This is a genomic window from Microbacterium sp. BK668 (assembly GCF_004362195.1).
Classification (GTDB): Bacteria; Actinomycetota; Actinomycetes; order Actinomycetales; family Microbacteriaceae; genus Microbacterium.
The window spans coordinates 126,805-143,492 of record NZ_SNWG01000002.1; the positions used below are offsets into that span (position 1 = coordinate 126,805).

General features: G+C 71.2%; 18 protein-coding genes, 1 tRNA gene, 1 pseudogene and 1 riboswitch. Of the genes and pseudogenes, 11 read left to right on the forward strand and 9 right to left on the reverse strand.

Features of this window, described 5'->3' with window-relative positions; genetic code table 11:
* Positions 1–27: 27 nt before the first annotated feature.
* From EV279_RS14505 to EV279_RS14515, 3 genes are all read left to right on the forward strand, one after another.
* The gene (locus EV279_RS14505) at positions 28–492 is read left to right on the forward strand and encodes an SIP domain-containing protein (protein WP_133545220.1); all 465 of its coding nucleotides are present in this window, start codon (positions 28–30) and stop codon (positions 490–492) included.
* A 114-nt stretch (positions 493–606) separates the two neighbouring features.
* A complete protein-coding gene (locus EV279_RS14510; protein ID WP_133545223.1) occupies positions 607–939 on the forward strand; it encodes a hypothetical protein in 333 nt (110 codons plus the stop codon).
* 172 nt (positions 940–1,111) lie between these two features.
* A complete protein-coding gene (locus EV279_RS14515; RefSeq protein ID WP_133545225.1) occupies positions 1,112–1,423 on the forward strand; it encodes a hypothetical protein in 312 nt (103 codons plus the stop codon).
* Between the two features lie 48 nt (positions 1,424–1,471).
* On the opposite strand, the gene EV279_RS14520 is transcribed toward EV279_RS14515, so the two are convergent.
* The 4 genes from EV279_RS14520 to EV279_RS14535 all read right to left on the reverse strand — a co-directional run bounded on the left by EV279_RS14520 (position 1,472) and on the right by EV279_RS14535 (position 5,753).
* Entirely contained in the window at positions 1,472–1,942 is a 471-nt protein-coding gene (locus EV279_RS14520; protein ID WP_133545227.1) for a Fe-S oxidoreductase, read from the reverse strand.
* A complete protein-coding gene (locus tag EV279_RS14525) occupies positions 1,939–2,760 on the reverse strand; it encodes an arginase family protein (protein WP_133545229.1) in 822 nt (273 codons plus the stop codon). The genes EV279_RS14520 and EV279_RS14525 overlap by 4 nt, the downstream gene beginning before the upstream one ends.
* Positions 2,761–2,851: 91 nt before the next feature.
* Positions 2,852–3,613, reverse strand: a complete 762-nt coding sequence (locus EV279_RS14530) for a PspA/IM30 family protein (RefSeq protein WP_133545231.1) — start codon at positions 3,611–3,613, stop codon at positions 2,852–2,854.
* A gap of 67 nt (positions 3,614–3,680) precedes the next feature.
* On the reverse strand, positions 3,681–5,753 hold the full coding sequence (locus tag EV279_RS14535; protein ID WP_133545233.1) for a TPM domain-containing protein: 2,073 nt from the start codon (positions 5,751–5,753) through the stop codon (positions 3,681–3,683).
* 157 nt (positions 5,754–5,910) lie between these two features.
* Here EV279_RS14535 and EV279_RS14540 point away from each other — a divergent pair, with 157 nt between their 5' ends.
* From EV279_RS14540 to EV279_RS14560, 5 genes are all read left to right on the forward strand, one after another.
* Positions 5,911–6,744 carry a DUF3097 family protein gene (locus tag EV279_RS14540; RefSeq protein WP_133545235.1) on the forward strand — a complete coding sequence of 278 codons (834 nt, stop codon included), beginning with the start codon at positions 5,911–5,913 and terminating at the stop codon, positions 6,742–6,744.
* Positions 6,745–6,919: 175 nt separating this feature from the next.
* Entirely contained in the window at positions 6,920–7,585 is a 666-nt protein-coding gene (gene trmB / locus EV279_RS14545) for a tRNA (guanosine(46)-N7)-methyltransferase TrmB (RefSeq protein ID WP_243728646.1), read from the forward strand.
* A 35-nt stretch (positions 7,586–7,620) separates the two neighbouring features.
* Complete coding sequence (locus EV279_RS14550) at positions 7,621–8,547, forward strand: CPBP family intramembrane glutamic endopeptidase (RefSeq protein ID WP_133545239.1); 927 nt, start codon at positions 7,621–7,623, stop codon at positions 8,545–8,547.
* Positions 8,548–8,610: 63 nt separating this feature from the next.
* Positions 8,611–8,675: riboswitch (guanidine-III (ykkC-III) riboswitch) on the forward strand.
* 12 nt (positions 8,676–8,687) lie between these two features.
* The gene (locus tag EV279_RS14555) at positions 8,688–9,008 is read left to right on the forward strand and encodes a multidrug efflux SMR transporter (RefSeq protein ID WP_133545241.1); all 321 of its coding nucleotides are present in this window, start codon (positions 8,688–8,690) and stop codon (positions 9,006–9,008) included.
* A 99-nt stretch (positions 9,009–9,107) separates the two neighbouring features.
* Complete coding sequence (locus tag EV279_RS14560; protein ID WP_133545243.1) at positions 9,108–10,709, forward strand: M28 family metallopeptidase; 1,602 nt, start codon at positions 9,108–9,110, stop codon at positions 10,707–10,709.
* A 216-nt stretch (positions 10,710–10,925) separates the two neighbouring features.
* On the opposite strand, the gene EV279_RS16870 is transcribed toward EV279_RS14560, so the two are convergent.
* Together EV279_RS16870 and EV279_RS14565 are read right to left on the reverse strand one after the other, a co-directional pair.
* The gene (locus EV279_RS16870; protein ID WP_166644540.1) at positions 10,926–11,093 is read right to left on the reverse strand and encodes a hypothetical protein; all 168 of its coding nucleotides are present in this window, start codon (positions 11,091–11,093) and stop codon (positions 10,926–10,928) included.
* A gap of 49 nt (positions 11,094–11,142) precedes the next feature.
* Entirely contained in the window at positions 11,143–12,111 is a 969-nt protein-coding gene (locus EV279_RS14565) for an SDR family NAD(P)-dependent oxidoreductase (RefSeq protein ID WP_133545245.1), read from the reverse strand.
* A 147-nt stretch (positions 12,112–12,258) separates the two neighbouring features.
* Here EV279_RS14565 and EV279_RS14570 point away from each other — a divergent pair, with 147 nt between their 5' ends.
* Positions 12,259–12,588 (forward strand): hypothetical protein, encoded by a 330-nt coding sequence (locus EV279_RS14570; protein WP_133545247.1) that lies wholly within the window; start codon positions 12,259–12,261, stop codon positions 12,586–12,588.
* Positions 12,589–12,627: 39 nt separating this feature from the next.
* Here the strand turns inward: EV279_RS14570 and EV279_RS14575 are convergent.
* The 3 genes and pseudogenes from EV279_RS14575 to EV279_RS14585 form a co-directional block, all read right to left on the reverse strand.
* A pseudogene (locus tag EV279_RS14575) lies at positions 12,628–13,293 on the reverse strand (SDR family oxidoreductase).
* 61 nt (positions 13,294–13,354) lie between these two features.
* Positions 13,355–13,427: transfer RNA gene (locus tag EV279_RS14580), tRNA-Arg, on the reverse strand.
* A 58-nt stretch (positions 13,428–13,485) separates the two neighbouring features.
* Complete coding sequence (locus tag EV279_RS14585; protein WP_243728633.1) at positions 13,486–14,274, reverse strand: SGNH/GDSL hydrolase family protein; 789 nt, start codon at positions 14,272–14,274, stop codon at positions 13,486–13,488.
* A gap of 171 nt (positions 14,275–14,445) precedes the next feature.
* On the opposite strand from EV279_RS14585, the gene EV279_RS14590 reads away from it, so the two are divergent.
* The gene (locus EV279_RS14590) at positions 14,446–15,297 is read left to right on the forward strand and encodes a transglutaminase family protein (protein WP_133545249.1); all 852 of its coding nucleotides are present in this window, start codon (positions 14,446–14,448) and stop codon (positions 15,295–15,297) included.
* Positions 15,298–15,501: 204 nt separating this feature from the next.
* Entirely contained in the window at positions 15,502–16,554 is a 1,053-nt protein-coding gene (locus EV279_RS14595) for a hypothetical protein (protein ID WP_133545251.1), read from the forward strand.
* Positions 16,555–16,688 lie beyond the last annotated feature (134 nt).

The window sequence follows — 16,688 nt, forward strand, 5'->3', positions numbered from 1 at the left end:
CCTATCCTCGGGGTATAGTGGGGCGAGATGATCGACACGACCGAGCACAACGCCGCGGCCTGCCGTGCGTCGCGCCACACGCGGGTCCAGCACCTCATCACGGCCGACGAGTCCTCTCTCGCGGCGCTGGAGGCACTGCTGGCGACACTGCCCATCTGCTCGACCGGTCGGGTCTTCATCGAGGTTCCGGACGCGTCCTGGGAGGCGCCGATCACGGCTCCGGCCCGCATGGTCGTGACCTGGCTCGACCGCTCGCGTCGCAGCGGCGATCCGGGCACGGGAAGAGCCTGCGCTGCCGGGCAGGCGCTGACCCGGGCGGTGACGGCGTGGGCCGACGAGATGCTGTGCGCGGAAGACGACCGCACGCGTATCCATCTGCTGGGCGGATACCTCGGGACGGCCGACATCGTCGAGCACCTCATCGAGCGCCGCGGCATCTCCGCATCGTCGATCCATGCGCCCGTGGAGTACGGCATCGCGAACCTCGCCTGAAGGCGATCCCGAGAGCTCGAATGCGTCAGTTCCCCTTGACGCTCTCGGTCGACGGGAGTTCGATGGTCGCCGGCGGGCGAAGGTGCCCGTCGACACCTGTGCAAAGGGGAAAACATGCGCAAGAAGCTGATGCTGGCGTTCGCCGTGGGGACGATGCTCGCACTCGGAGGCGCCGGCGGCGCCTTCGCCGGTGAGATCGGCGGCAACGGACAGGGCACTCAGGCACCGTCCCACGCGAAATCGGAATGCTCGTTCTCAGGCCTCGAGGACGGCTCGGAGGATCCGGAAGCCCCCTCGGGCCCCGGAAACACCCAGAACTGGGGTCACAGCAAGCAGTTCGCCGCCGAGATCGGGGCGACCGGCCACGGCGCCGCAGTCGTCACCATCCAGACGCCGGACGGACCGATCTCCTTCGGGTGCAACGCGAAGCAGTTCCCGATGAAGTGATCGCGCGACGGGTGCGGTCGGGCCTGCGCCCGGCCGCACCTTTTGCGTTTCCGGACCGCTGCCGGACGAGCGGCGATCCGCGTCCTTTCCTCTTGACGCCTCCCTCTCCCAGGAGTTCGATGGGCGCCGACGGGCGAAGGCGCCCGCCATCTCACGTGCAAAGGGGAGAACAATGCACAAGAAATGGATGCTGGGAGTCGCCGTGGGGACGGTGCTCGCACTCGGAGGCGCCGGCGGCGCGTTCGCGGGCGAGATCGGCGGCAACGGACAGGAGACGCAAGGACCCGCGCATGCGAAGTCCCTGTGCGTCTACTCCGGCCTCGAGGACGGCTCTGAGGGCGGTCCGTCGGGTCCGGGCAACACGCAGAACTGGGGACAGATCCCCCAGGAGCTGCGCAAGGCGTGGAGCGATAGGGGCGCTGCGGTGGTCAGCACGCCCTTCGGCGAGGAAGGATGCAACGCCCACCTGTACCCGGCCAAGTAGATCTCAGCGCGGTGCGGCCGGTCGGGACCGGCCGCACCTTCTCGCGTCTCAGCGGGGAACCGGCCGCCGCGGGCGCGGGACGTAGTTCCCGTCCTCGAGTCCCGCCTCGATCTCGAAGCGGTTGCGCAGGGGATCGCGGCCCGCGAGGAGGTAGAGCACCGGCAGAAGGAATCCGTAGCGCCGCCATTGCCGCGCATGGACCGCCTCGTGCTCCAGCAGCCGCTCGGACGGGTCGGCGCCTCCCGTCAGGAAGCAGCCGCCGACGCAGACCCCGCCGCGGGCGAAGGCCCAGCTCGGCAGCCCGCGGAAGACCCACAGTCCGTTCCGCTTCTCGACGGGGCCGGTGCTCCAGAGCCCGCCCCAGATCCAGCCGATCGCCGATCCGTACCAGTAGCCCGCACGGCTGACCGCCGAATCGAGCAGAAAGCGCGGGATGAGCCGGTCGAGGCGCCGGCCGCGGTCGACGGCACGCGCGGCGGCCGCCTCCCATCCGAGTGGGGGACGGGGGATCGGGTTCATGCGAGGGCCCCGACGATGCGCAGGATCGCGCCGAGGTCGTCACCGGCTGCCGCGGGCGAGCTGGGCGCGAACCCCGCGATCGTCGCGCCGGCCAGCGGCGCGACGCCCCGCACCGCCGCGATCGCCGCCACGAGCTGGGCCACCGTCAGGCCGAAGGGCACGGGTGAGGTGACCCCCGTCATCGCGGCCGGATCGAGCACGTCGAGGTCGACGTGGATGTAGACGCCCGTCGCGCCCGTCGCCTCGATCGCGGCGGTGAGCGTCGCAGGCTCGGCGAGGTCGGCGGCGTCGATCGTCGCGATCCCCGTGGTGGCGGCGCGCTCCTCCTCTTCGGCGTCGTAGTCCCGAGCGCCGGCGAGAACGACCCGCTCGGCAGGGACGAGCCCGGAAGGGAGCGAGAGGCTGTCGGGTCCGTCGCCCAGGACGGCGCTCAGCGCCATCCCGCCGAACGCCCCGGAGTGCGTCGTCCGAGACGTGTGCAGGTCGGGGTGGGCGTCGAACCACACGACGGCGAGTCGATCCTCACGTTCGGCCGCCACGCCGATCGGGGCGACTCCGACGCCGCAGTCGCCCCCGACCACGATGACCGGAGCCTCAGCGGCCTCCAGCTCGGCGACGACGGCATCGCTCGTGCGGATGAGCGAGCTGTAGCGCAGGACGCCCGTCTCGAGCGACTCTCCCGCCTCGAGGGGAACGTCGACCGCCGTGCACGCCGCGCGCGGCAGGTCGCCCGCGATCGCCTGCGCACCGTCGATGAGCTGCATCGCCCGTGCCGAAGGCGAACCCTGCCACTGGGGGACGATCAGGAAGCGAGCCATCCCTCCATCATTCCCCAGCGCTGAGTGCGGGGCATCCGCGCCATGCGGAAGGGCGCCGCGGCGGCAGCCGCGACGCCCTTCGAATCCGCGCCTACGGCGTGTACGGAGCGCTCGGCGCGTCGATGGCCGCCTGCGCCGGCTGCTGCCCGCCCTTGAGGGCCGCGAGTCGCGCCTCGACCTCGGTCAGCTCGCCGACGTCCTCGAGCTGGTTGAACTGGGCGTCGAGGCTCGACGCGGCCAGCTCCTGCTTGCCCTGGGCCAGCGCCTCCTGGCGGCGGATCTTGTCCTCGAACCGGCCGAGCTCGCTCGTCGGGTCGAGGACGTCGATCGACTTGACGGCGTCATGCACCTTGATCTGGGCCTCGGCGGTCTTCTGGCGTGCGAGCATCTCGGAGCGCTTGGACTTGAGCTGCTCGAGCTTCTGCTTCATGCCGTTGAGGCCGTCCTTGAGCTTGTCGACCACCTCCGTCTGGGACGCGATCGTGGGCTCGACGGCCTTCGCCTGGTTCTCCTCGCTGATCTGACGCTGCAGCGCGATCTTCGCGAGGTTGTCGAACTTGTCGGCGTCGGTCGTGTTGCCCTGCCCGCGCAGCTGGTCGGCCTTGCGCGAGGCGGCCAGGGCCTTGTTGCCCCACTCGGCGGCGGCCTGGACGTCCTCCTGGTGATCGCGCTCGAGCAGACGCAGATTGCCGATCGTCTCGGCGATCGCCGCCTCGGCGTCGGCGATGCTGTTGGTGTAGTCGCGCACCAGCTGGTCGAGCATCTTCTGGGGATCCTCGGCGGAGTCCAGAAGCGCGTTGATGTTCGCTCGGACGAGCGTGGAGATGCGACCGAAGATGGACTGCTTTGCCATCGGTTTTCCTTCCTGTCGAAGTAGGGGAATCAGGGATGCCGCGAGTCGGCGAACCCGGGGAAGTCGGTCAGAAGCGTCCTCCGCCTCGCCGGCCGCGCGTGCCGCCTCCGCCGAAGCTGCCGGGCCGGAAGCCCCCGCCCGAGCCCGAGCGCATGCCGCCGCCTCCGCCGAACACGCTGCCGCCGCCGACGCCCCCCGAGCGGCCGCCTCCGCCGAGCACGGAGTTGAGGACGATACCGCCGAGGACGGCACCGAGCATGCCGCCCCCTCCGCCGCCCGCACTGCCCATGCCCCCCGGCGCGGCGAGCATCCCGCCGCCTCCGAACGACCCGACATCGCTCTGCGCGTACTGGATCGCCTGCCCGGCCAGCTGATCGGCGCGCTGCGCGTACTGCAGCGCGCGATGCGGGTCGGCGGACTGGAGCTGCTCGGCCTGGACGAGCGAGGCGCCGGCTTCGGCGAGACGCGTGCGCGCCTCGGCACCCACCGCGCCGCGACGCGCCGTGATGTAGTCCTCCGCCGCCGACACCTGGGCGCGCGCCTGCATGATCGTCTGACCCAGCATCTGCTGGGCCCGCTGCGCCTGGGCCGCGGCGTCGCGGACGCCGGCGATGACGGCGTCGATCTGGCGGTCGGCCGCCTCGAGCGCCTGAAGGGCGGCGAGGGGACGCCGCTGGGTCGCCCCGAGCAGTGCGCGGGCCGCGTCGAGCTGCTGCCGCGTCGCCGTCACCGTCGCGGCGACCCGTCCGTCGGGATCGGGCAGAGCGGAGGCCGCCGCGATGTCCTGCTCGAGCTCGGCCACGAGCGCCAGCGCGCTCTGCTCGCCCGCGGCCAGGTCACGACCGAGCTTGTCGATCGCCTCTTCGAGGAGCTTCGCCTGCCCGACGGCCTCCTCGGCGGCTCGGATGCTGACGGCGGCCTGACCTCCGTCGCCGGCGCCGATCGCGGTCTGCGCCGACGCGAGCTGCGCCTCGGCGAACATCAAGCGGTCGCGGGCCTGCTCGGGGTTGTCCGCCACGGTCGAGAGGGCCTCCGGGGCATATGTCTGACCCAGGTCGGCGAGGCGGTCGGCCGCGGCATCCAGAGCCCCCGCGGCGGCCGTCCGCTGCTCCTGGACCCGCGCGAGCGCCTCCGGAGCGTTCTGCTCGAGCTTGCGAAGCTCGTCGAACGCCTCCGCCTTCTCGTCGAGTCCGTTATTGGCCTCTTCGAGCAGCTGGAGGATCTGGGTGTTCCAGGCGCGCACCTGCTCCTCGGTGTCGGGGGTCGCGTCGTCCAGCTGCTGCTGGAGCAGGAAGGCCTTGGTGAGGCTCGCCTTCGCCGCGTCGAGGGCCTGAGCGAACTCGACAGTGGCCGCGTCTCCGAACTGGGCCCTGGCGAACCCCAGTTCCTGCTCGCTCGTCTTCACCGCGTCGTCTGTCTCGACGAGGGCGGCCGACGCCTGGCGGGCGAGCTCCTCGGTGCTCACCGGGGGAGCCCCCTGCGGGCCGGGGATGCCGGCCGGCGCCTGCCTCCGCCGCCGGCGACGGACGACCAGCCAGATGATCACGCCGATGGCCCCGATGGCGAGGACGAGCACGAGGAGTCCGGTGAGCACGCTCCAGCCGGCTCCGGCCAGACCGGAGACCCCGCCGCCGCTCGTCCCGTCGCTCGTTCCGCCACTGCTCCCGCCGACGGCGGATGTCAGTCCGTCGGCGGCGGCGTCGATCGCGCCGCCCCAGTCGTCCTCGGCGAGCTGCGGCTGCACCTGCTGCTGCTCGATCGAGGTGAGCTCATCCGCGGTCACGGGGCCGGCCGAGTCGCCCGACAGGTAGAACTGGCGCCCGTCGACCGCGACGGCGAGAAGGTACTGGTTCGGGCCGAGCCCATTGACGGTGGCGGTCTGGTTCGCCCAGTTCGCAGCATCCGACGGATTCGTGAAGTCGTCGACGAACACGACCCACAGATCGACGTCGGTCTCATCCGAGAGCTGCTGCAGCCGCTCCTCGGCGGCCTGCTCCTCGGAGCCCGACAGCGCGTCGACCTGGTCGACGACGTAGCTGGATCCCAGCGTGACGGGATCGGTGGCGGAGGCGGCACCGGCTCCGCCCAGAAGCAGCAGCGAGAGAGCTGCTGTGAGCGCGAGTACTCGTCGCGCGGGCATCGCGTCCCCCTCCTCGGGAGCCGTGGACCCGCCCCCGTGCCGAGTCTATTCACGCCCCGGCATGCATCGGTAGGGGAGCGCGCCGCCCTTGACAGGAGGCGGGTCGCTCCCCGAGCGGAGCGTCCCGCGCGGGTACGCTGACCGCTTCGGAGGGCAGATGGACGATCGATACGGCGCGGACGTGCTCGCACCCGGGTGGAAGAAGCGGCTGCAGCGTGAGCTGCCGCGCATCCCCGCGGAGGCCGACCTCGTCGTCGAGGTCGCCGACGGGGGATTCTGCGGCGCCGTGACCGGTGTGCGTTCGGGCGCGGTGGAGCTCGAGGACCGGCACGCGCGGCGTCGGCTCTTCCCGCTCGGCCCCGGCTTCCTCGTCGACGGCGAGGACGTCGTGCTCGTCGCACCGGCGTCCTCCGCACGAACGGGACCCGCCCGCACGGCGTCGGGATCCTTCGCCGTCCCCGACGCTCGCGCTCGTGTCGCGCGCGCGAGCCGCATCTTCGTGGAGGGCCGGCACGACGCCGATCTCGTCGAGAAGGTGTGGGGCGACGATCTGCGCGTCGAGGGGGTCGTCGTCGAGTACCTGCAGGGGGTCGATCTCCTCGAGGCGGTGCTCGACGAAGAGCCGCCGACCGCCGACCGGCGGTACGGCGTGCTGGTCGACCACCTCGTGCCGGGATCGAAGGAGTCCCGCCTCGCGAACGCTGTCCTGCGGGGCCCGCACGGCGCCCACCTCAAGATCGTCGGCCACCCGTACGTGGACGTCTGGCAGTGCGTCACCCCACGCGCCCTCGGGATCGCGGCCTGGCCCGAGGTGCCCCGCGGCATCGAGTTCAAGGTGGGAGTGTGCCGCGCACTGGGCTGGCCGGCGCGGGACCAGGCCGACATCGCGCGGGCATGGCAGCGGATACTCAGCGCCGTGAAGAGCTATCGCGACCTCGAGCCGTCGTTCCTCGGCCGCGTCGAGGAGCTGATCGACTACGTGACGACCTGACGCTCTGACGAAGATGCCCTCCCTCGTCGGCCGCCGCGTGGCGTCCGTCCTCGTGAGGGCGGGATCCGCGCGGGCCGTTGGCTAGCCTGGAAGGGTGTCCGACGTCCCCGCCCCCTCCGCCGAGGCCCGCACCTTCCGCGACCGGCCGGTGTCGTTCGTGCGCCGCAGCGGCCGGATGTCCGAGGCGCAGGAGCGCGCCTGGTCGGAGCTGTCCGCGCAGTTCCTGATCTCCGTGGAGCGGGATGCCGCGGCCACGAGCGTCCGTCCCGGCGCGGCCGTGGAGCCTGCCGCCGTGTGGGGGCGCGAAGCGCCTCTCGTCGTCGAGATCGGCTCGGGTCAGGGGCACGCGATCGTGCGCGCCGCGGCATCCCATCCCGAACAGGACTTCCTGGCCGTCGAGGTGTTCAAGGCCGGTCTCGCGCGCACCATGCTCGACGCCGACCGCGCCGGCGCGCGCAACCTGCGCCTCGTCGAGGCGAACGCGCCCGAGGTGCTCGAGCATCTGCTGCCCGAGGCATCCGCCGACGAGGTCTGGGTCTTCTTCCCCGACCCGTGGCACAAGAAGAAGCACACGAAGCGCCGGCTCGTCACCGACTCCTTCGCGTCTCTCGCCGCGCGGGCGCTGCGCGATGGCGGGATGCTGCGGCTCGCGACCGACTGGGAGGACTATGCGCGCCAGATGCGGACGGTGCTCGACGACGCTCCGGACTTCGAGCGGGCCTACGAGGGGGACTGGGCGCAGCGCTTCCAGGGCCGCGTCCTCACCGCCTTCGAACGCAAGGGCGCCCGCGCCGGTCGCGTGATCCGCGACCTGACGTATCGCCGCCGGGACCGCCCGTGACGCGGCACGCCGACCCCCGGCGCCGGGGAGCCTGAGTGCCCGCGCATCCCGCCGTCCCGCAGTTCGTCCGCCCCGCCTGGTCGTGGGGGCTGCTCCCCGCCCTCCTCGCCTGCCTCGCCGCCCCGGCGTTCTTCGTGGTGCGCGTGCCGTGGGTGGGCTGGGCTCTCCTGGCCGCGGCGCTCCTGGCGGCGCTGCTGATCGAGCGCGGGCGGCTTTCGGATGCTGCCCCCGGACTCGCCGGGGAACCGGGGGTCGACGCCGTGGCTCCGGGCGTCGCGCAGGCAGCCGGCATCCGTCGCCCGCCGAGCCTCGTCCGCGATCTCTCGCTCATCGCGGTCGGACTTCTCATCGTGAGCGCGATCCCGCTGAAGGCCGAGCTCGACAATCTCGCGATGCTCCGCTTCGGGGTGGCTCTGGGCGCAGCGGTCGCGGTGCCCTACGTCCTGTCCCGGTGGGTCTACCGCGACTACGCGATCCGCTTCCCCTGGCGTGGGGGAGGGCGATGGACGCTCTTCCAGTGGTCGTGGCTCGCCCTCGTCCTCGCACTCGGATGGCTGATCCTCCCCTTCTACTTCATCACCTCGGGCGTCTACACGAACTGGCCCGTCGTCGACACCCCCGACCTCATCGCGCGGCTCTTCGTCGGAGTGGGCGCGGTCGGCATCTGGGACGAGCTCTTCTTCATCTGCACGGTGTTCGCGCTGCTGCGCCGGCACTTCCCGGACTGGCAGTCCAACCTGCTTCAGGCCGTCGTCTTCGTCTCGTTCCTCTGGGAGCTCGGTTATCAGGCGTGGGGACCGTTCCTGACGATCCCCTTCGCGCTGCTCCAGGGCTTCATCTTCATGGTGACCCGGTCGCTCGCATACGTGGTCACCGTGCATCTGCTCTTCGACGCCGTCGTCTTCCTCGTGCTCGTGCACGCGCACAATCCGGGCGTCCTCGACGGGATCTTCCTCGTCTGAGGAAGAGAGTGGATGCCGCGGCCCGCTGCTCAGAGGCTGCCCAGGCTGCTCGGCTAGGCTGATGCCGGATCCTCGACCGGATCCCCGGACGACGGATCAGTACCCGGTGAGCGACAAGACTGGCCAAGGAGGCGAGTCTCGTGTCGTGGGTCATCCTCGTCGTGTCAGGAATCCTCGAAGCCGTCTGGGCAACCGCGCTGGGAAAGTCCGAGGGCTTCACCAAGCTGTGGCCGAGCATCGTCTTCGGCGTCTCGCTCGTGGCCAGCATGGGCGGCCTCGCGTGGGCGATGCGCGACATCTCGACAGGGACGGCGTACGCCGTCTGGGTCGGGATCGGCGCCTCGCTGACCGTCGCCTACGCCATGCTCACCGGGGCCGAACCGTTCTCGATCGTGCGGCTCCTGCTCATCCTCGGCCTGGTCGGGTGCGTCATCGGGCTCAAGCTCGTCGGCCACGAGTGATCTCGGCGGATCGGGCTCGAAGTCTTTCCTCTCGCCTGACGGCTGGGTAGCGTCGAAGGACCTGCCGACATTGGGGTCGTCAGGCTGAGAGGAAATGTCATGCCGTCTACGAGACGTCGGGCATTCGCCGCGGTTGCGGCGGGAGCCCTGGCAGTGTCCGTCGCGTACGCCTCACCTGCGTACGCGGCACCGAACAACAATTCGGTGAAGAAGATCACGAAGGCCGTCACCGTCGAGGGGGTGATGAATCACCTCGAGGCGTTCCAGGCGATCGCCGACGAGAACGGAGGCAACCGGGCCGCGGGGCTGCCGGGCTACGAGGCATCCGTCGACTACGTCATGGCGCAGCTGGCGGCCGCCGGCTACACCCCCGAGAAGCAGGCGTTCGAGTTCGACTTCTTCGAGGAGAACTCGGAGCTCATCCGCATCAGCCCCGACCCGCGCACGTTCGTGAACGAGGTGGACTTCATCCGGAACCAGTTCGACTCGGGCACCCCCGAGGGAACCGCCGAGGGGCCGCTCGTCCCGGTGGGCCTGGTCATCCCGGCCGCCGGCCTCCCGAACAACAGCAACACCAGCGGCTGCGAGGCCGAGGACTTCGTCGGCTTCCCCGAAGGCGGCATCGCCCTCATGCAGCGCGGCACGTGCGGCTTCGCCGTCAAGGCGCTCAACGCCGAGGCGGCGGGGGCTGCCGGCGCCATCATCATGAACGAGGGTCAGCCCGGACGGACCGGGCTCATCGGGATGATCGGCGACGCCACCGGCCTCACAATCCCCGTGGTCAACGTCACGTCGGCGGCCGGCGAGAACCTCGCCGCCACGCCGGGCGCGACCGTCCGGGTCACGGTGGAGTTCACCGCCGACACCCGGACCGCGTGGAACGTCATCGCCCAGACGAAGACCGGGAACCCGGACAACGTCGTGATGGCGGGTGCGCACCTCGACAGCGTCCAGGAGGGCGCCGGCATCAATGACAACGGCTCGGGCAGCGCGGCGCTGCTGGAGACGGCCATCCAGATGCAGAAGGTCAAGCCGAGCAACGCCGTGCGCTTCGCGTGGTGGGGCGCGGAGGAGTCGGGCCTGCTCGGATCCGAGCACTACGTCGCCGAGCTGTCGGAAGAGGAGGCCGCCAAGATCGCGCTCTACCTGAACTTCGACATGATCGCGTCGCCGAACTACACCTACGGCGTGTACGACGGCGACGACTCCAGCGGGACCGCGACGGTCGAGATCCCCGAGGGCTCGGCCCAGATCGAGGACGTCTTCCAGGCGTTCTACGACAGCGTGGGCGAGCCGTACAAGGACACCGAGTTCTCCGGACGGTCCGACTACGGCCCCTTCATCGCGATCGGGATCCCCGCGGGCGGACTCTTCACCGGCGCCGAGGTGCCGAAGACCGCCGAGGAAGCGGAGATCTGGGGTGGCGTGGCAGGCGCTGCGCTGGACCCCTGCTACCACGCGTTCTGCGACAACCTGACGGGGGCCGGCCAGCCGGTCGCCCTCTACGATCAGCTCGCACAGGACTACGAGCTGGTCGGCAACATCAACGTCGATGCGCTCGACGTCAACTCCGATGCGGTCGCCGCCGCGATCGTCACCTTCGCCTTCGACACGTCGGCGGTCAACGGTGTGCGCTCGCCCGGCAAGTCGCACGGCGCGGGCAAGAGCATGGACGCCTTCAAGGGCCGGGCGGCAGCCTAGGCATCCGCTCGTTCCCACGCGGAGCGGCCGTCCCCTCGGGGGCGGCCGCTCTGGCGTGCCACGTCTTTCCAGGGTCTTCGTGGGCGCGGCGACCCGCGGCGAAGCCGCTTCCGAAGGCGGCTATGCGACCGGCCGTGTCGACGCCGCCCACGCGCTCGCAAGGCCCAGGGCGGCGGCCGCACCGACGTGGAAGACCCACTTGCGCGAGTGGGAGTCTCACTCCGGGTCGGCGTCTGCCAGCTCGTCCTCTTCCGGCTCGAAGGTGGACTGCTCGCCGGTGTGGCCCGCGGCCACCCCGTCGGGGTCGTCGGGGATGGTGCCGTCCTGCCCCAGGCCGCCGTCCTCCGGCGTGCCCTCGGGGTCGTTCTCGACGGGTGTGCTCATGGCTCCTCCTTCGGTACGGCCGAGACGGATGCCGCGGCCTGATGTGCGGTCAGCTCTTCGCGGTGCGCCGCTCCCCGCGCAGGCGCTCCCGCTCGCGGCGCTCCTCGTCCTCGCGCTCGACGCGCTCCCGGACGCCTCCATCCACGGTCGTCCCGGCGACGAGGGGCTCGTAGATCGCGCCGGTCGTGTTCGCGACCGGGACGCCCTTCTTTGACTCCGCATCGGCGATCTTCGCCGACACGCGCTCGGCGAGGTCGGGGAAGAGCTGATGCGACAGCTTCGCGCCGCGGGCCTTGCCGCCCACGGGCTGCTCCTCCTTGGGATCGACGCACGCGCGGACGATGGCGTCGACGACGATCCGGGGATCGTCGAGGGCCGCCATGCGCGGGGTGCGCCCGGTGTAGTTCGCCGTGTGGCTCCAGAACGGCGTGTCGACGGCCCACGGCATGATCGTGCCGACCTTGATGCGATCGCTCAGACCCGCCAGGCGCAGCTCCTCGTTGAGCGATCGGCCGAGGCTCAGCACGGCGGCCTTCGATGCGGCATAGCTCGTCTGGTACGCGAGCGGGATCTCGCTCTCGACCGAGCCGACGTTGACGAGCGTGCCCTCGCCGCGCTCCACGAAGTGCCGCAGCGCGACGTGCGCGCCGTACATCAGACCCTTCACGTTGACGTCGACGATGCGCGCGTGATCAGGGAGGGGCACGTCCCAGAAGAAGCCCAGCGCGGCGATCCCGACGTTGTTGACCCACAGGTCGATGCCCCCGAACCGTTGCAGGGCCGCCTGCGCGAGCCGGTGCACGGCGTCGGGGTCGCTCACGTCGGTCGGCACGGCGAGCGCCGCGCCGCCGGCGGACGTGATCTTCTCCGCGACCTCGTCGAGAACCGCGGAACGGCGCGCCGCGACGACGACGTTGGCACCCAGCTCGCCCAGCCGCTCGGCCGCACCCCGCCCGAACCCGCTCGATGCCCCTGCGACCACGATCGTCTTGCCCGCGACATCCTTCTCCGCACCCATGCCACCATGCTCCGGGCACGCGCGACCGGACTGAACCCCCTTGCCAGTCCGGAAGCGCGGCGCTACGAGCGCTCCGAGGATGTAGCGGCTCGCCCGCCCGATGGCAACCCCGAGACCGATCCGCCCAAGGTGGATTAGCAAAGAGTGGTGAAGGTTCTGGCGTACGCGGGTGGCGAGTATCTGACGGGCGACGACATCGCCGATGCGCTCCTGGACTACAGCCAGGCGCTCGCGGACGTGGGGTCGGCGGCGAGCGTCGAGATCCCCATCGTGGCCAAGGACGGCCACCACGCCGAGGCGACCTTCCTCGTCGGACCGGCGAGCCAGATCGTGGCGACGACCGCCGAGGGGGAGTACGAGGAGCTCGTGGACGACGATCTCGTGCATCGCCTGCGTGGGCTCGCCCGCGCGCTGCACCCTGTTGCGGTCCCCGTCGACGCCGACGACCGCCCGACCGACTTCGATTCGGCGATCTGAAACCCACCTGCCCGCCCGGAACGACGAGGGCCCGGCGGGTCAGAAGCGCGCCGAGAAGCCGCCGTCGGCGTGCAGCAGCTGACCCGAGATCCAGCGGCCCTCGGGTGACACGAGGAACGACACCGTCGCCGCGATGTCGCTCGGCGTGCCCAGGCGACCGAGCGGCTGGTGCGCTCGCAGGGCGCCGCGCACGCCGTCGTCCATCCATCCCGTGTCGACCGGACCCGGGTTGAGGACGTTGGCCGAGATGCCGAGCGTGCCGAGCTCCCGGGCGGCGGAGATGACGATGCGGTCGAGGGCGCCCTTGGACGCGCCGTAGGGGAGGTTCCCCGTGGTGTGGTCGCTCGTCAGTGCCACCACGACGCCTCCGTCGGCCGGCACCTGACGGGCGAACGCTGCGATGAGGAGGAGGCTCGCGCGCGCGTTGACGGCGACGTGGGTGTCGAAGCTCTCGGCGGTGGTGTCGAGGATGCCGGACTCCACGTCGTGCGCGTGGCTCAGGACAAGGGCCGAGATCTACCCGTGCGCTGCGCGAACGGTCTCCACGAGGGCGTCGGGACCGTCGGGGGTGGAGAGATCGCACGGGAAGTGGGCGTCGCGGAGGTCGCTCGTCGCGACCTCCCAGCCGTCCGCGCGCAGACGCGGCACGACACCCGCGGCGATGCTGTTCGCGCGCGCGGCGCCGGTGACCAGGGCAAGGGGCATGGCAGGACCCTAGCGGGAACGAGAGAAGGGGCCGCCCTGGCGGGCGGCCCCTTCTCGTACGCGCCCCCGACAGGAATCGAACCTGCGACCTTTGGTACCGGAAACCAACGCTCTATCCCCTGAGCTACGGAGGCGTACCGATCGAGGGTATCACCGAGCGAGCACCGTCCCGTGCCGCCAGCCGGGGAAGCATCAGCCGGCGTCGGCGGTCACGCCGTTGCCCTCGGCGAGCCTGGCAAGGCCTGTGGCGAGCCGCTCGGCGAGGAGCGCGTGGCCCTCGGTCGTGGGGTGGTCGCGGCCGATGTCGGACGTGTCGATGACCGTGCTGTAGTTGGCTTCGGTGATCCAGTTCTCCGCGATGGGGGAGATGTACCACCAGCCGCGTGCGGCCGCGAGCTCGGCGAGATCGGCGTCGATCCTCGCCGTGGGCTTCTCGACGGGCAGGACCTGCGGCGCGGGGCCCAGGATGACGAACTGGGCCTCGGGATAGAGCTCGGCCAGCGAGTTCCAGGCTGCGGTGACGGCCGCGCGGTATCCCGCCGGGTACAGGCGCCGGTCATTGATCGAGCCCTCGACGATCACGAGATCGGGATCGAGGTTCGGGTCGAGCTGCGCGATGCGCTCGCCGAAGCTGCCGCCGTCGAGGCCGGGCTTGAGATAGCCGCTTCCGCGGACCCCGTCGACGACGGTGTTCCAGCCGAGCGTCTCGCCGATCACGTAGGCGTAGCCCAGAGTCGGAACCGTCGCGGCCGACCCGTAGGTCCACGAGTCGCCGAAGACCAGCACCGTCGGCTCCTCCGGGAGGACAAGGGGTGCCGGGGCGACGGCTGCCGCTTGGGCTCGAGCGACGGACGCGACCGGCTCGACGGGGTTCATCCAGGCCCTCCAGGCGCCGACCGAGCAGACGACGGCGACGGCGACCAGGAGGCCGATCAGCAGCCACACCGGACGCCGCGCGCGACTGCGTCCGTGCGGGTTCACGCGGGCGAGTGTACGTCAGAATTCCCGGAACGCCGCATCGGCCCGGAACCCGCGGAAAACCGGGGCGCGCGGCATCCCCCTACGCCCGTCGGGAAGCGCTCCCGGCTCCGTTGCCGCACGTCTTTCATCCGTGCGGGCGGAGCGGTCGTCACGGCATGCGAGGATACTGCGGTGCAACGCCTCGTGACCGCCGAACTCGACCTCGATCTGGGGTCGTCCGTCGACCTCATCTTCCAGATCACGGCGGCCCAGCAGGTGCCGGTCGTCAGCGAGGAGCTGACGTTCACACAGGGCGAGCGCGTGTACACGCCGACGGAGATCGTCGACCAGTCGGGCAGCCGGCTGCATCGCCTGATGGGCGAGGCCGGACGCCTCGAGGTGCGCTACCGGGCGACCGTGGAGGGGCAGATGGCGGCGAGCCGCACGAGCGACCTCGAGGCCATCACCTACCTCCGCCCCAGCCGCTACTGCCAGTCCGACGAGGTGTTCTCGCAGGCCCGCCGGCAGTTCAAGGGCCTGCACGGCTACGAGCTCATCGCCGCCGTCAGCGACTTCGTCGCGACGAGCACGACCTACACGCCGGGCCTCAGCCAGGGCACCGACAGCGCCGTCACAACGCTCATGACCGGTCAGGGAGTGTGCCGCGACTACGCGCACGTCGTCATCGCGCTGCTGCGCGCGATGGACATGCCGGCCCGGTACGCCGCGTGCTTCGCGCCGGGGCTCCGGCCGATGGACTTCCACGCCGTCGCCGAGGCGTACCACGACGGCGCCTGGTACGTCATCGACGCGACGCGCCTGGCGAACCGCCGCTCGCTCGTGCGCATCGCGACGGGCCGGGATGCCGCGGACTGCGCGTTCCTGAGCTACCACGGCGGGTACGTGGGCCTCGCGCGCATGCGGGTCGACGCTGCGGTCCTGCCCGACGACGTGTCGGGCGAGGGCCTCCAGACGCAGCCGGTCCGGGCCGAGGCATCCGATCCCGCCGCCGACGACCCCGCGAGCCTCGTCCAGCTCTCCTGACCCGCCGGTCCCTTCGCGAATCCACTCATTCGCGCCTCGGACTCCACCCTCGAGCCGCTCGAGAACCGCTTCTCGGGCGGGACCGTGTGGGTTGACGCCCGGCGGTGAGTCACGCTCGCCTCCCCAAGCGCGGAGGAGTCATCGGTGCTCCACAGGGGCGGGGGGCATGGATGCCGAGGCGCTGCCGTCGCGCACGCTCGAGGTGTGAACCTCGACGAAGTGAGCGCCCACGTCCTGTCGGCGGAGTCGCTGCGCATGTCGCGCCGACTGAGCCGCGAGGGCCTTCGGGTCGCCGTCGCGCAGAAGTCGATCATCGTCGTGCATCGGGGCTGGTACGTGGACGCCGACACGTGGTCGCGCTGGTTCGCGGAGGAGCGTCATGCCGCACGCGCGATCGCGGCCGCCCGGGCGGCGCGCGGCGGCGACGTCGTGTTGTCGCACACCTCGGCCGCCGTGCTGTGGAACCTCCCGCTCTTCCGTTACGAGCCATCCCGAGTCCACGTGTCCGGAGCGACGGCCCACGGCCTGACCAAGGGGCCCGGGCTTGCGCGGCACGCCACGCGCGTTGAGGACGACTGGGAGACGATCGGCGGTCTGCGGGTCACGAGCCTCGCTCGCACCGTGGCGGACGTGGTCGGCATCCTGCCGTTGGAGGCGGCCGTGGCGCTCGCGGACGCCGCATCGCGCCTGGTCGCGTGGGACTCGGCGAACCGGACGTATGCCGACGGGGCGGCCGACCGATTTCGCACCGACGTCCTGGCTCGACCCGCCCTGCAACCAGGTGCCCGCGGCGTGGTGCAGGCCCGATGGGTGGTCGGCTTCGCCGACGGGCGCGCCGAGTCGCCCCTCGAGAGCGTGAGCCGCCTCTACCTCCTGCTTCTGGGCTTCGCCGCACCTCGGCTGCAGGTGCGGGTCTCGCACAGCCGCGGCTTCTACGAACTCGACTTCGCTCTGGACGATGCGGATGTGTGGGCAGAAGTGGACGGCACCGTGAAGTACACGGATGCAGCGGTGCTCGCCGACCGCACGGCAGCTGACATCGTGCTCGCCGAGAAGCGGCGTGAGGACGACATCCGCGGGCGCACGGGACGGCGCGTGATCCGCTGGGGCTCGAGGGAACTGAGAGACCTCGAGCGCTTCCGAGCGGTCCTCGCGTCGTTCGGCGTGCGTCCGTCGCGACAGCCGGTGCAGCCGCCCCCGACGTTTCGCGACGTACGTCGGGGCGCGGCGGTGCCGAGACCTCACATCGCCGCGTGAGCCTCCACGCCGCGGCCGCCCGGAGATCGATGGTCGAGCGCGCGTGTGTTGGGTCGGCGCCTCACGCCGGCGGGGATGAGGGGGGAGGGTGGGGCGGGGCGAGGGCGCATCGGGAGGAGAGGCGCCGAAACGTA